At 65.6% G+C, this 12,937-nt stretch carries 12 protein-coding genes; 6 read left to right on the plus strand and 6 right to left on the minus strand.

Features of this window, described 5'->3' with window-relative positions; translation table 11 throughout:
- Positions 1-85: 85 nt before the first annotated feature.
- The 3 genes from AB5S17_RS19235 to AB5S17_RS19245 all read right to left on the minus strand — a co-directional run bounded on the left by AB5S17_RS19235 (position 86) and on the right by AB5S17_RS19245 (position 3,380).
- Positions 86-1,033, minus strand: coding sequence for a ring-cleaving dioxygenase (locus AB5S17_RS19235; RefSeq protein WP_369242409.1), 948 nt, complete (start codon positions 1,031-1,033; stop codon positions 86-88).
- Between the two features lie 236 nt (positions 1,034-1,269).
- Positions 1,270-1,737, minus strand: coding sequence for a YbhB/YbcL family Raf kinase inhibitor-like protein (locus AB5S17_RS19240; protein ID WP_369242411.1), 468 nt, complete (start codon positions 1,735-1,737; stop codon positions 1,270-1,272).
- Between the two features lie 128 nt (positions 1,738-1,865).
- Complete coding sequence (locus tag AB5S17_RS19245) at positions 1,866-3,380, minus strand: UxaA family hydrolase (RefSeq protein ID WP_369242413.1); 1,515 nt, start codon at positions 3,378-3,380, stop codon at positions 1,866-1,868.
- A 194-nt stretch (positions 3,381-3,574) separates the two neighbouring features.
- On the opposite strand from AB5S17_RS19245, the gene AB5S17_RS19250 reads away from it, so the two are divergent.
- The 6 genes from AB5S17_RS19250 (at position 3,575) to AB5S17_RS19275 (ending at position 10,213) form a co-directional block, all read left to right on the plus strand.
- Entirely contained in the window at positions 3,575-4,549 is a 975-nt protein-coding gene (locus tag AB5S17_RS19250; protein WP_369242415.1) for a sialic acid TRAP transporter substrate-binding protein SiaP, read from the plus strand.
- 74 nt (positions 4,550-4,623) lie between these two features.
- Positions 4,624-5,193 (plus strand): TRAP transporter small permease, encoded by a 570-nt coding sequence (locus AB5S17_RS19255; RefSeq protein WP_369242418.1) that lies wholly within the window; start codon positions 4,624-4,626, stop codon positions 5,191-5,193.
- A 13-nt stretch (positions 5,194-5,206) separates the two neighbouring features.
- Positions 5,207-6,487 carry a TRAP transporter large permease gene (locus tag AB5S17_RS19260; RefSeq protein WP_369242420.1) on the plus strand — a complete coding sequence of 427 codons (1,281 nt, stop codon included), beginning with the start codon at positions 5,207-5,209 and terminating at the stop codon, positions 6,485-6,487.
- Between the two features lie 100 nt (positions 6,488-6,587).
- A complete protein-coding gene (locus tag AB5S17_RS19265; protein WP_369242422.1) occupies positions 6,588-9,434 on the plus strand; it encodes an ATP-dependent helicase in 2,847 nt (948 codons plus the stop codon).
- A gap of 84 nt (positions 9,435-9,518) precedes the next feature.
- Entirely contained in the window at positions 9,519-9,773 is a 255-nt protein-coding gene (locus AB5S17_RS19270) for a type II toxin-antitoxin system Phd/YefM family antitoxin (protein ID WP_369242424.1), read from the plus strand.
- The gene (locus AB5S17_RS19275) at positions 9,767-10,213 is read left to right on the plus strand and encodes a type II toxin-antitoxin system VapC family toxin (RefSeq protein ID WP_369242426.1); all 447 of its coding nucleotides are present in this window, start codon (positions 9,767-9,769) and stop codon (positions 10,211-10,213) included. The genes AB5S17_RS19270 and AB5S17_RS19275 overlap by 7 nt, the downstream gene beginning before the upstream one ends.
- Before the next feature lie 353 nt (positions 10,214-10,566).
- On the opposite strand, the gene AB5S17_RS19280 is transcribed toward AB5S17_RS19275, so the two are convergent.
- The 3 genes from AB5S17_RS19280 to AB5S17_RS19290 form a co-directional block, all read right to left on the minus strand.
- Positions 10,567-10,848 (minus strand): hypothetical protein, encoded by a 282-nt coding sequence (locus AB5S17_RS19280; RefSeq protein WP_369242428.1) that lies wholly within the window; start codon positions 10,846-10,848, stop codon positions 10,567-10,569.
- A gap of 124 nt (positions 10,849-10,972) precedes the next feature.
- A complete protein-coding gene (locus AB5S17_RS19285) occupies positions 10,973-11,737 on the minus strand; it encodes a DUF5131 family protein (protein ID WP_369242430.1) in 765 nt (254 codons plus the stop codon).
- Complete coding sequence (locus AB5S17_RS19290; RefSeq protein WP_369242432.1) at positions 11,737-12,852, minus strand: three-Cys-motif partner protein TcmP; 1,116 nt, start codon at positions 12,850-12,852, stop codon at positions 11,737-11,739. The genes AB5S17_RS19285 and AB5S17_RS19290 overlap by 1 nt, the downstream gene beginning before the upstream one ends.
- Positions 12,853-12,937: the final 85 nt, after the last annotated feature.

Consider the following 12,937-nt stretch of genomic DNA (forward strand, 5'->3'; position numbering starts at 1 on the left):
ACCGAACGAGAAAAGGGGCGGCCCGGATGGACCGCCCCTTACGTTTTCGCTCAAGCTGCCGCTTCCGGCCGCCGGACGCGGCGGGTCAGTCCGCCGGCTGCGCGGGCGCGAGCGGCGGAAGCTGGCGCTCGATGCGCTCGCGCATCGGCTCGTACTGCGCCGGCAGTTTCAGCGACGTGCCCAGCGCGTCGGCCGGCTCGTCCACCGCGAAGCCCGGCTCGTCCGTCGCGATCTCGAACAGCACGTGCCCCGGCTCGCGGAAATAGACCGAGCGGAAGTAGTTGCGGTCCTTCTGCTCGGTCGTCTCCAGGCCGTGATTCTCCTTCAGCCGCTTCACCATCGCCGCCTGCTCGGCGTCGTCTTTCGCCCGGAAGGCGATGTGGTGGACCGAGCCGCCGCCCGGCCGCGGCTTCAGGAAGCCGCCGACGGCGCGGATGTCGACGACGCCGCCGACCGCATGGCCGTCGGCGACGTATCGCGTGGTCGAGCCCTCGGTGCCGGCTTCGCGGAAGCCGAAGACGTCGGTGAGGACCGCCGCCGTCGGTTCGCGCTGTTCGAGAAGCAGGCTGACGCCCTGCAGGCCGCGCAGCGCGTGCTCCGCAGGAACGCCGCCGCCGCTCCAGCCGGGCTCGGCCTCGGCCCCGCGCACCGCGACCAGCGCGAGGCGCGTGCCGTCCGGGTCCTTGAAGGAGCAGACGGACTCGCCGAAGCGCTTCTCCGGCGCCTGGTGCTCGACGCCCTTCTCGATGAAGCGGTGCGTCCAGAAGCCCATTGCCGCCTCGGGCACGCGGAACACCGTCTCCTGCGTCTCGCCGACGCCGAGGCGCCCGGGCGCCACATGCTCCCAGGGAAAGAAGGTCAGGATCGAGCCGGGACGTCCGGCCTCGTCGCCGTAATAGAGGTGGTAGGTGCCGGGATCGTCGAAATTGACCGTCGTCTTCACCAGCCGCATGCCGAGCACGCGCGTGTAGAAGTCGTGGTTGCGGACGGCCGGCCCGCCGATTACCGTGACATGGTGGATGCCGTTGCTCATGGTGCTTTCCGTCCCTTCCGTTGGCGTGAGGGTCCGCTCCGACGCGGGCGCCGTCAAGCGAGATAGGCGCGATCCCGCCGCCGTGGAACAAGCGCGACGCATCGTCTTCGCCGGACGCGACAATCGCAAGCGCCCTGCCGCGCGGCTTCCGCCGGGGCGCGCGAAGCGGCCCGGGCAGGAGGTGCCCGGGCCGCTGCTGTCGATCGGGTCCGTGTCTGGAGGCTGCGCCGGTCGGCTCAGGCCTTGGCGGTGCCCATGATGCCGGCTTCGGCGATGATATGATCGCGCGCCTGATCCCAGACCGTCGCCGCATCGGGCGTGTCGTCGAGGATGGGGAGTTCGTCGATGTCGAGGGCCGCGAGGCGGAAGCGGTAGCTGTGCTCCGGCTCGCCGGCATGCGGCTTCGGCCCGTCATAGCGCGCCTCGCCGAAGTCGTTGACGGCGTGCGGCAGGTCCTCGGTGTGGGCGGCGGAGCTGCGGCCCGGCGCCAGATGCCGGCGGTCGTGCGGGATGTCGTAGATCGCCCAGTGGCGATGGCCGTGGCCGGCGGCGGTGACGTCCTCCATCAGGAGGACATAGCTGCGGGTTCCCTCCGGCGGATCCGTCCATTCGAGCTGCGGCGACAGGTTGTCGCCGGTCTTCAGGTGGCGGGACGGGATCGTCTCGCCGTCCTTGAAGTCGGGGCTGGTCAGCAGGAAGGCCATGGTCGTCTCCTTCAGGAATGAGCTTCGGGGCCACTTGCGGCCCCGTCGCCCGACCAACCATGCGCCCTGCCGCCGGTTCCGGCGGGAACCCTTCGCCGGCTACGCGTCGCGCCGCCGGCCGGAACGCCTCACATCGTCGCGCCGATCTGCCAGGGCACGAACTCGTAGTCGCCGAGCCCCTGCGCCTCGGACTTCGACATCTCGCCCGAAGCCACCCTGATCAGCGTCTCGTAGATCTCGCGCCCGAGCTGTTCGATCGACAGGCCTTCCGAGACGATCCGGCCGGCGTCGACGTCCATGTCCTCGGTCATCTTCCGGTACATCTCGGTATTGGTCGCGATCTTGATCGAGGGCGACGGCTTGAAGCCGGCGGCCGAGCCGCGGCCCGTGGTGAAGGCGACGATGTTGCAGCCCGACGCGATCTGGCCGGTCACCGAGGCCGGGTCGTAGCCCGGCGAGTCCATGAAGACGAAGCCGCGCTCTGTGATCGGCTCGCCATATTTGTAGACGCCGTTCAGCGGCGTCGTGCCGCCCTTGGCCGCGGCGCCGAGCGACTTCTCCAGGATCGTCGTCAGCCCGCCCTTCTTGTTGCCGGGCGACGGGTTGTTGTCCATCGAACCCTTGTTGCGGGCGGTGTAGTCCTCCCACCACTCGATCAGGCCGACCAGCTTCTTGCCGGTCTTCTCGTCCTTGGCGCGCCGGGTCAGAAGGTGCTCGGCCCCGTAGATTTCCGGCGTCTCCGAGAGGACGCCGGTGCCGCCCTGCGCAACCAGCAGATCGCAGGCATAGCCGAGCGCCGGATTGGCGGTGATGCCCGACCAGGCGTCCGAGCCCCCGCACTGCAGCGCCAGCGTCAGTTCCGACACCGGGCACGGCTCGCGCTTCGCCTCGTTCACCAGCGGCAGCATCTCGCGGATCTTGGCGACGCCCATCTCGACGGTCTTGCGCAGGCCCGCGACGTCCTGGATGTTCATCGTCTGGAACAGCGGCCCCTTCTCGATGCCGTAGGCCTCGAGCAGCCAGTCGATCTGGTTCACCTCGCAGCCGAGGCCCACCATCAGCACCGCGCCGACGTTCGGGTGGCGCGCATAGCCCCACATCACCCGCTGCAGCGCCTCGAAGCCCTCGCCGTCACCGCCCATGCCGCAGCCGGTGCCGTGGACATAGGCGGTGACGTTGTCGACATTCGGATAGGCGGCAAGTTCCTCCGGCCCGAAGGCCTCGGCGATCTTGCGGGCCGCCGTCGCCGAGCAGTTCACCGAGGTCAGGACGGCGATGGTGTTGCGCGTGCCGACCTTCCCGTTCTTGCGGCGAAAGCCCATGAAGGTGTCGCGCGCCGCCTCGGGCACCATCGTCGCCGGGCGCAGGTCGGTCGAGAACTCGTATTCGTGCGCCGTCCCGCGGAACTCGACGTTCTGCGTATGGACATGGCTGCCGGGCTCGATGTCCTCGGCGGCGTAGCCGATCACCTGGGCGTATTTGACCACCTTCTCGCCCTTGGCGATCGCCCGCGTCGCGATCTTGTGGCCGCGCGGGATCAGCGAGAGCGTCCGGACCGCTTCCGCCTCCGCCCCGGTCTCCAGCGTCTTCAGCGCCGTCACCACGTTGTCGGACGGGTCGAGGCGGACGGTATTGGTGGACATTTCAGCATCTTTCCAAGGTCGAAGCCCGCGCCGGCCGGCGCAAAGCCTGATGTGTCACGGCGCATCCATCGCATGAAACCGGATCGCGGCGAAATTCCGCGCTTTCCCCAGCATCATTCCCTTCCGGCATTGCGCTTCCGGCGAGAGCCAATAAGATGGCCCGAAAAACAGCGTATACATTGGGGAGGAAAAACATGGAATTCAATCGTCGAATCGCGGTTCTCGCAGCTGCCGGGATCATGCTGTCCGCCGGCGCGGCAAGGGCGGAGACCGTGCTGAAGTGGGCGAACGTCTACGAGGCCAGCGAGCCCTACAACACCTGCGCGGTCGCGGCCTCGGACAAGCTGAAGAAGGCGACGGACGGGCGCTATTCGATCCAGGTCTACCCGGCCTCCTCGCTCGGCAAGGAGACCGACATCAACGAGGGCCTCAGCCTCGGCACGGTCGACATCATCTATACCGGCCAGCTGTTCGCCGGCCGCGCCTACGGGCCGATCGCCATCGGCGGCGCGCCCTACATGTTCCGCAACTTCGACCACTGGAAGAAGTACCGCGACTCCGACCTCTTCAAGGAACTGTCGAAGGGCTACGACGACGCGACCGGCAACCACATCACCTCGCTGACCTATTACGGCGAGCGGCACGTCACCTCGAACAAGCCGATCCTGAAGCCGGAGGACATGAAGGGGCTGAAGATCCGCGTGCCGAATGCCCCGCTCTACGAGATGTTCCCGAAGGCGGTGGGCGCGAACCCGACGCCGATCGCCTTCTCCGAGGTATACCTTGCACTGCAGCAAGGCACGGTCGACGCCCAGGAGAACCCGCTGCCGACCATCCAGGCGAAGAAGTTCTACGAGGTCCAGAAGGACATCAACCTGACCGGCCACATCACCGACGCGCTTCTGACGATCGTCTCCGGCTCGGTCTGGAACCAGCTGTCCGACGCCGACAAGCAGGCCTTCGAGACCGTCCTCGACGACACCGCCGACTGCGCGACGAACCAGGTGATCAAGAACGAGAAGGACCTCGTCCAGTGGTTCAAGGACCAGGGCGTCCAGGTCAACGAGGTCGACCGCAAGCCCTTCCGCGACGCCACGGTGAAGCTGCACAACGGGCCGGACGCCACCTGGGACAAGGCGACCTACGACCGCCTGCAGGCGATCAAGTGATCCGCGACTGAGCCGCTGCGGGCGGCGGTTCCGGCCGTCGCCCGCCCGCCTGCCCTCCTCGAAGGCCGTTCGCCATGCCGACCGATCGTCCGTCCGCCCGCGGGGTGGAGCCGACGCCTCCGCCGACCCTCTCTCCCGACGAGGACATCTCCGACATCAAGTGGCTCGACATGCCGGTCATCGCCGTATTCTGGGCGCTGGCGGTCGTCGTCTTCCTGCAGTTCTTCACGCGCTACGTCCTCAACAACTCGCTCGGCTGGACCGAGGAGATCGCCCGCTACCTCCTGATCGGCGTCACCTTCATCGGCGCGGTCTCGGCGGTGCGCCGCGAGAGCCACATCGCCGTCGAGCTGCTCTACACCCGCCTGCCGCGCGGCGCCCGCGTGGCGCTGCAGTATTTCGTCGACGTCGTCGCGTTCGCCTTCTACGCGGCCCTCACCTGGCAGTGCGTGTATCTCGCCCAGCATACCTTCCAGAAGATGACCTCGATCAACGTGCCGAAGTCGGTCGTCTACTGGATCGTCACGGCCTGCTTCGCCGGCATGGCGCTCTACCAGCTGCTCGTCTTCGTGAAGCACCTGCGCACCCGCACCAGCCGCCTCATCGATCCGGAATCCGTGACCTCCCTCGGTCCGAGCCTCTGACACGGACGCCTCCATGCTCCTCGCACTCCTCTTCGGCGTCCTGTTCGGGCTGATCATCCTCGGCGTGCCCGTCGCGATCGCGCTCGCCGGCTCCTCGCTCGTCTTCCTGCTCGTCGACGGCCATGTGCCGACGGTCGTCGTCGCGCACCGCATGATCAACGGCGTCGACTCGTTCCCCTTGCTCGCCGTCCCCTTCTTCATCCTCGCCGGCAACCTGATGAACACCGCCGGCATCACCGAGCGGATCTTCGACTTCGCCAAGTCCCTGGTCGGCTGGATGCGCGGCGGGCTCGGCCATGTGAACATCGGCGCCTCGGTGATCTTCGCCGGCATGTCGGGCGCGGCCGTCGCCGATGCCGGCGGTCTCGGCGCGATCGAGATCAAGGCGATGCGCGACGCCAATTACGACGCCGGCTTTTCGGTCGGCATCACCGCGGCCTCCTCGACCATCGGCCCGATCATCCCGCCCTCGCTGCCGATGGTGATCTACGGCGTCGTCGCCGGCGCCTCGATCGGCCAGCTCTTCGCAGCCGGCTTCGTGCCGGGCCTTCTGATGGCGGTGGCGCTGATGATCATGGTCGCGTTCTATGCCCGCCGCCGCGGCTATCCGCGCGACCAGGCCTTCCGCTTCTCGGCCCTCGGCCGGTCCTTCCTGCGCGCCTTCCTGGCGCTCTTGACCCCGGTCATCATCGTCGGCGGCATCCTCTCCGGCGCCTTCACGCCCACCGAGGCGGCGATTGCCGCCTGCGCCTGGGCGATGATCCTCGGCATTGCCGTCTACCGCACGCTCACCTGGCGCCGGCTCCTGCGCGTCTCGATGGACACGATCGAGACCACCGCCGTCGTCCTCTTCATCGTCGGCGCAGCGGCGATCTTCGCCTGGATCCTCACCTCCAACCGCGTGCCGGAGCATTTCGCCGGGCTGATCCTGTCGGTCTCGGACAACTGGATCGTCGTCCTCATCCTCATCAACCTCATCCTCCTCGTCGTCGGCTGCTTCATGGAGACGGTGGCGGCGATCACCATCCTCGTGCCCGTCCTCCTGCCGGTCGCCCAGCATGTCGGCATCGACCCCGTGCACTTCGGCGTGATCCTGGTGCTCAACCTGATGATCGGCCTCCTCACCCCGCCGGTCGGCATGGTGCTCTACGTCCTGTCGCGCGTCTCCAAGGTGCCGTTCGAGAAGTGCGTCTCGGCGACCGCGCCCTTCCTGGTGCCGCTGTTCGTGGTGCTGGCGCTCGTCACCTTCGTCCCGGCCATCACCATGTGGCTGCCGACGCTGATCTACCGCTGAGCCGGCCGCGGCGACCGGCGCGCCGCGCCCCGCCGTCCCGGCATTGGTGTCGCCCGGCCAATCGCTTACATTGCCGGGGATGACCGATTTCGACGAATCAATGCGCGCGCCCGCTCCGCGCGCCGGCGGCATCGCCGCCCGTGCCATGGCCGCCCGCGGCGCTCCTGCGAAGGACGCCGCGCCCGACTATCTCGCCGGCCTCAACGCCGAGCAGCGCGCCGCGGTGGAGACGACCGAGGGTCCCGTGCTGGTGCTCGCCGGCGCCGGCACCGGCAAGACGCGGGTGCTGACGACGCGCATCGCCCACATCCTCGCCACCGGCCGCGCCTATCCGAGCCAGATCCTCGCCGTTACCTTCACCAACAAGGCGGCGCGCGAGATGAAGCAGCGCATCGGCATGCTGGTCGGCGGCCAGGTCGAGGGCATGCCCTGGCTCGGCACCTTCCACGCCATCGGCGTCAAGCTGCTGCGCCGCCACGCCGAGCTCGCGGGCCTCAAGTCCAACTTCACCATCCTCGACACCGACGACCAGATCCGGCTGATCAAGCAGCTGATCCAGGCGGAAGGGCTCGACGACAAGCGCTGGCCCGCCCGCACCTTCGCCAACATGCTGGACTCCTGGAAGAACAAGGGCTGGGGGCCGAAGGACATCCCCGAGGGCGACGCGCGGGCGTTTGCCAACGGCAAGGGCCGCGAGCTGTTTTCCGCCTACCAGGCGCGGCTCCTCTCGCTCAACGCCTGCGACTTCGGCGACCTGCTCAACCACCCGATCGCGATCTTCAAGTCGCATCCGGACGTGCTCGCCGAATACCACCGCCGCTTCCGCTACATCCTCGTCGACGAGTACCAGGACACCAACACCGCCCAGTACCTCTGGCTGCGCCTCCTCGCCCAGCGTCCGAAGGCGCCGCGCCATGATGCAGCGCCGACTGGCGCATCATCGGCAGTGTCGAGCCCTTCCCCCTCATCCGCCCCTTCGGGGCACCTTCTCCCCACGGGGGAGAAGAAGGGCGCCCAGCCGGCCCCCACCGCGCTCGACATCAAAGAAGCGGGCTCGGCGCAGACGCCTCTTTCTTCTCCCCCCGGGGGAGAAGTCCCGGCAGGGGATGAGGGGGAGGGACACGCCTTCCGCCGAACAGGCGCAAGAGCCGATGCCGTCTCCCCTTCCCCCGTCAACATCTGCTGCGTCGGCGACGACGACCAGTCGATCTACGGCTGGCGCGGCGCCGAGGTGGACAACATCCTGCGCTTCGAGAAGGACTTTCCCGGCGCGACCGTCATCCGGCTCGAGCGCAACTACCGCTCCACCGCCCACATCCTCGGCGCGGCGTCGCACCTCATCGCCCATAACGAGGACCGGCTCGGCAAGACCCTCTTCACCGACGCCGCCGACCCCGAGGACCCCAAGGTCGAGGTCAACGCCGCCTGGGATTCCGAGGAGGAGGCCCGGGCCGTCGGCGAGGCGATCGAGGACCTGCAGCGGCGCGAGGACCACGACCTCAACGACATGGCGATCCTGGTGCGCGCCTCCTTCCAGATGCGCGAGTTCGAGGACCGCTTCGTCACCATGGGCCTCAACTACCGCGTCATCGGCGGCCCGCGCTTCTACGAGCGCCTGGAGGTGCGCGACGCGCTCGCCTATTTCCGCTGCGTCTGCCAGCCGGCCGACGACCTCGCCTTCGAGCGCATCGTCAATACGCCGAAGCGCGGCCTCGGCGACGCCACCATCCGCCTCCTCCACGACTATGCCCGCGCGAAAGGCATCCCGCTGATCGCCGCGGCCGCCGAAATGGTCGAGACCGAGGAGCTGAAGCCCAAGCCCCGCAACACGCTGCGCTCGGTCGTCGCGAACTTCCGCCGCTGGTCCGAGCTTCTGCCCACCACCAAGCACACCGAGCTCGCCGAGCAGATCCTGGAGGAGTCCGGCTACACCGAGATGTGGCAGAACGACCGCTCGGCCGAGGCGCCGGGGCGGCTGGAGAACCTGAAGGAGCTGGTGCGCTCGATGGAGCAGTACGAGTCGCTCCCAACCTTCCTCGAGCATGTCGCCCTCGTCATGGACGCCGAGCAGAACGCCGAGATGGACGCCGTCTCGATCATGACGCTGCACTCGGCCAAGGGGCTGGAGTTCGGCACGGTGTTCCTGCCCGGCTGGGAGGAAGGCCTGTTCCCGCACCAGCGGGCCCTCGACGAGGGCGGCCGCAGCGGCCTGGAGGAAGAGCGCCGCCTCGCCTATGTCGGGCTGACGCGCGGCAAGCGCCGGGTGAAGATCTGGTTCGTCTCCAACCGCCGCATCCACGGCCTGTGGCAGTCGACCATCCCCTCCCGCTTCCTCGACGAGCTGCCGGAGGCCCATGTCGAGGTCGTCGAGGCGAACAGCTCCTATGGCGGCTACGGCGCTCATGGCGGCGCCGGCGGCTTCGGCAGCTACGGCGCCTCGCGCTGGGACGGCGCCTCGGCCTTCAAGGAATCCGCCTATACGACGCCCGGCTGGCGCAGGGCCCAGGCCGCCAATGCGGGCTTCACCGCCGGCACCGGCGAAGGCCGCGCCCGCAGCGGCGGCGACGGCTGGAACGGCGGGCGCGTGCGCGAGATCAGCTATGACGACGCCGGCGTCTCCGGCGGCGGCCGGGGCGCCAGCGCCGGCTTCGCCGGCCGCATGGACTCCGGCTCCGCCGCCCGGCCCGGCAGAGGCCACAACCAGCCCCCGAAGAAGGGCCTCGGCCTCTATTCCTCCGCCAAAAAGGGCGGCCCGCGCGAGATCGAGGGCGAGCTCGTCGCCAAGTCCGTCTCCACCGAAGACAGCCGCTTTGCCGCCGGCGACCGCGTCTTTCACCTGAAGTTCGGCAACGGCACCGTCGCCTCCGTCGAAGGCAACAAGCTCACCGTCGACTTCGACAAGGCCGGCCAGAAGCGCGTGCTGGAGGGGTTCGTCGAGGCGGTGTGAGGGCCGGCAGTCCTGCGGCCTTGCAAATCGGCAGCCCGGTAGTACCTTGGAGGAGGGCGAACATCCTACCTTCCGAGATGCCCGATGAAGACCTTTTTCGTCACGGCGGCCGAGTTCAACCGCAATCCGAGCAAAGTGAAGACGAAGACCCGCGAGGGCCGCGTCGTCATCACCGAGCGCGGCAAGAGCAGCCATGTCCTGATGAGCTTCGCGGACTACGAGGCGAACCTCGCCCGGCCGGCGCGGACCCTCCTCGACCTCCGGGACCCGCGGCCCGAAGCCGATCGCCCCTTCGAGCCGGCCACGACCGTCTTCGCCGAGCGCGACATCGCGTGGTAGGCTACCTCCTCGATACCGTGACCGTCTCGGCGCTGCGGCGGCCGGAACGTCACGGCGCGGACTTCCAGGACTTCGCCCGGTCGATCAGCCTCGACGACGCCTTCCTCTCGTCCGTCACGATCGCGGAAATTTACGCCGGCATCACGCAGCAGCAGGCAAGGGATCCGGGGTTCGCCGCCGTCCTGTCGGAATGGGTGGCAGATCTGAAGGACGCGTTCGACGGCCGCATCCTCGCCTTTGGCCGGATCGAGGCAGAGATCTGTGGAGCCCTGCCGACGCCGCAGAAGACGATCACGCAGGATTCGATGATCGCCGCCACGGCGCTGGCGCACGGCCTGACGGTCCTCACCCGCAACAGACGCGACTTCGAAAGCCTCGGCGCAGCGGTGATCGATCCCTGGAACGGTCCCGTGGAAGAGGTTTCCTCGCGCGGACCGTGACCGTCCGTGGACGCTCACGCCGCCTGCCAATCTGGCATCGTCGAAACGCCGCCTGCAGACAGACGCCGGCGCTCTTCGCGCCCCCCTCCGGGCTGCCGCCCATCTCCCCCGCATGGGGGGAGATCGACCCTGCGCTACCCCCGCGCCCATTCTCCGACGCCCGGACCACGCGATGGCTTGAAACAGTCAGCCGCTCCGCCGGAGCTGCCGATCTCCTCCCTTGTGGGGGAGATGCCCGGCAGGGCAGAGGGGGGTGCCTCGGCACCGCCCTCGCCGCTTCGTCATCCCGGCCCTGCGCCGGGATCCATGCCGAAACCGCGCCACTGCCGCTCCCGCGCAGGATGGGACTGCAGTTACAGCGGCCCGCTATACTCGTATTCCCGCAGCCGCTTTCGCGCCCGCTCGATCTCTTCCGTCGTGAAAAGCTGATGCCATTGCGGATTTCCGACGACGAGCGCTTCCACCGTCAGGTCGAGCCGGCCCCGCTCGAAAAGATGCGTGTATCCTTCCGACACCTTCGGCGCATTGATCAGCGCCTTGGCCGTCCCGAGGCCATGCCGCTCGTGCAGCATCCTGAGATAGATCGTCGCGTTGTAGCCCGCCTCCTGCCTGGCCCGCACGTAGATCTGGTGCATCGCCTTCTCGAAATCCGCCGGCCCCTTCACCGCTTCGCCCCCATCATCGCTTCGGTGATGGCCGCCGTTTTTCGGATGAAAACCAAAAAACAGGACGCGTTCGCTTCGGTGCGGAAGAAGCCGATCACCCCGCTAAGACATATTGCTTCGGCAGCGCGTCCCATGTCTGTCCGCGGTACTGTCGACCGGCCTTCTTCTTATTCACGCCGCCCCATTGCTTGAAGAAGAAAGCAGTCCCTGCGTCGTCGCATGCCGCTTTGATCTCATCGACCCAGTCGACAAGCATTGGACGCGCCCCGGGACCGGACTCGCCGCCCACGATTGCCCAATCGATCCCGGTCAGATTGACTTGGCCAATTCGGCCTATCAATGGTTCGAACGAGATGAAGCGAATCGCAGCGCGGACCGAGCGCAGGTGGTCGATCCGTTCGTTGTAAGCGCCGCCCTCTACCGACGTACCGAGCCACACATTCGGCAGCCTTTTGAAACCGGGAGAATTTGCTACTGCGGCCATTCTTTCAGGACGCTTCGTGAGGATCTGATAACGGTGACGGGGCGTCGCCTCCATCACCTCCCAAACCCGTGCAATGAATTCGACAGGAACATCTTCCTGGAAGAGGTCGGACATCGAATTGACGAACACCAGACGCGGCGTGCGCCATTTCAGCGGGACGCCAAGTGCATCCTCCACAAGGCGGACCCGTCCGGTCCAGACCGAGCGGCCAGCACTCTTGCGCGTCAGGCCTTCATAGCTGTGCTGGCCCATAGCCTCCAAACGTGCAGCCATTCGCATCGCGTAGCAGTTGGTACAGCCGGGCGACGCCATTGAGCAGCCCGTGACCGGATTCCATGTGGCATCAGTCCATTCGATAGTTGATATACCTGCCATCACTTCACTCTGAATTTAATCTTGACGTGCGGCGGATAGGTCATTCCCCTTCGGGCTTTTGTAGCAGAAGCTGCTGTAACGGATCCGTCTGATTCCATTTTCTTTAGAATCTCGCGGTAGTTTTGGCGAATATACGGCGTGTCAATGCTGTGCTCTTCATAGATCTCATCGAAGTTTAGCTCGCGTCCTGCAAAGGTTTCGATAAGATCCTGCTCCAACTCCTCGATGGGACGTTGCAATGAGAACAGCAGCGGAGTTGAAGCGTCAGCAGGCGAATACGTTAACGACGGTACACCTTGATCATGCACCGAGCTTTCCTTAGCCATAATATCCTTCATGACATCGTAGCCCTTAAAATGCTTTGATACAACAATCAGCTTGTGGGACGTTCTATTTCCTGTGGAATTCTTAAAAGTGAATGGTAAGACGTATTTTCCGCCAAGACTTTTTATCTCTCCGGACAACGCTTCGAGAATCATTGCCTCGCGTAATGCGGGATCTTTTCCCTCAACCTGCAATCGAAGGTCCTCGGCTCTTTCTTCTCCGAAGAGCTTGTTCATGTGAGATCTGACCATTGGATTGCTGATACCGGCATTTATTCTGCCGTAGTTAAAGAAAAATACGCAGTCGCACCCCCAATCTTTGATTACACCCTTAATTATCTCAAGTGAGAGACCCTTATATCCGAAAGGGTCTACGAAAGAAAACGAGGGAATCAGCCTTGTTGATGAAAAGTATTTCGCCGCATCATCATCAACCTCTCCATTTGAAATCTGCGGCCTATAACGAAGCTTCTCAATTCCAACTAATTTGTTTATTTCGTCCTCTAGCGTAGATGCATTCGCGGGATCTTTATCATTCAAGAGCGCAACGAGCATATTCGCCAGATCCGCATCAGCGATCGCGTGCTCCAATACAAGAAGAGGCGTAGACGCCGCTCCATCTTTATACCGTCCGGGACCTGCATACAAATCGATATAGGCTATCTTGTTGTCTAATTGCTTTGCTGTCCCTTTTATGATGTTGGCCCAAGCAAAAAAGTACTTTTGGATGATGCGCGCTTTGACCTCGGACTGATCGGTGCGCTCTTCGAAAAATTTCTGCGATGAGGGCATTTTACGACTCCGCGTTGACGCCCCTGTCTACCACAGCTTTAGGACTGCGGAATAGGCACATAACATGAACAAAACCGATGTCAAC

Source organism: Jiella sp. M17.18, from assembly GCF_041027365.1.
Taxonomy (GTDB): Bacteria; Pseudomonadota; Alphaproteobacteria; order Rhizobiales; family Rhizobiaceae; genus VKMB-3413.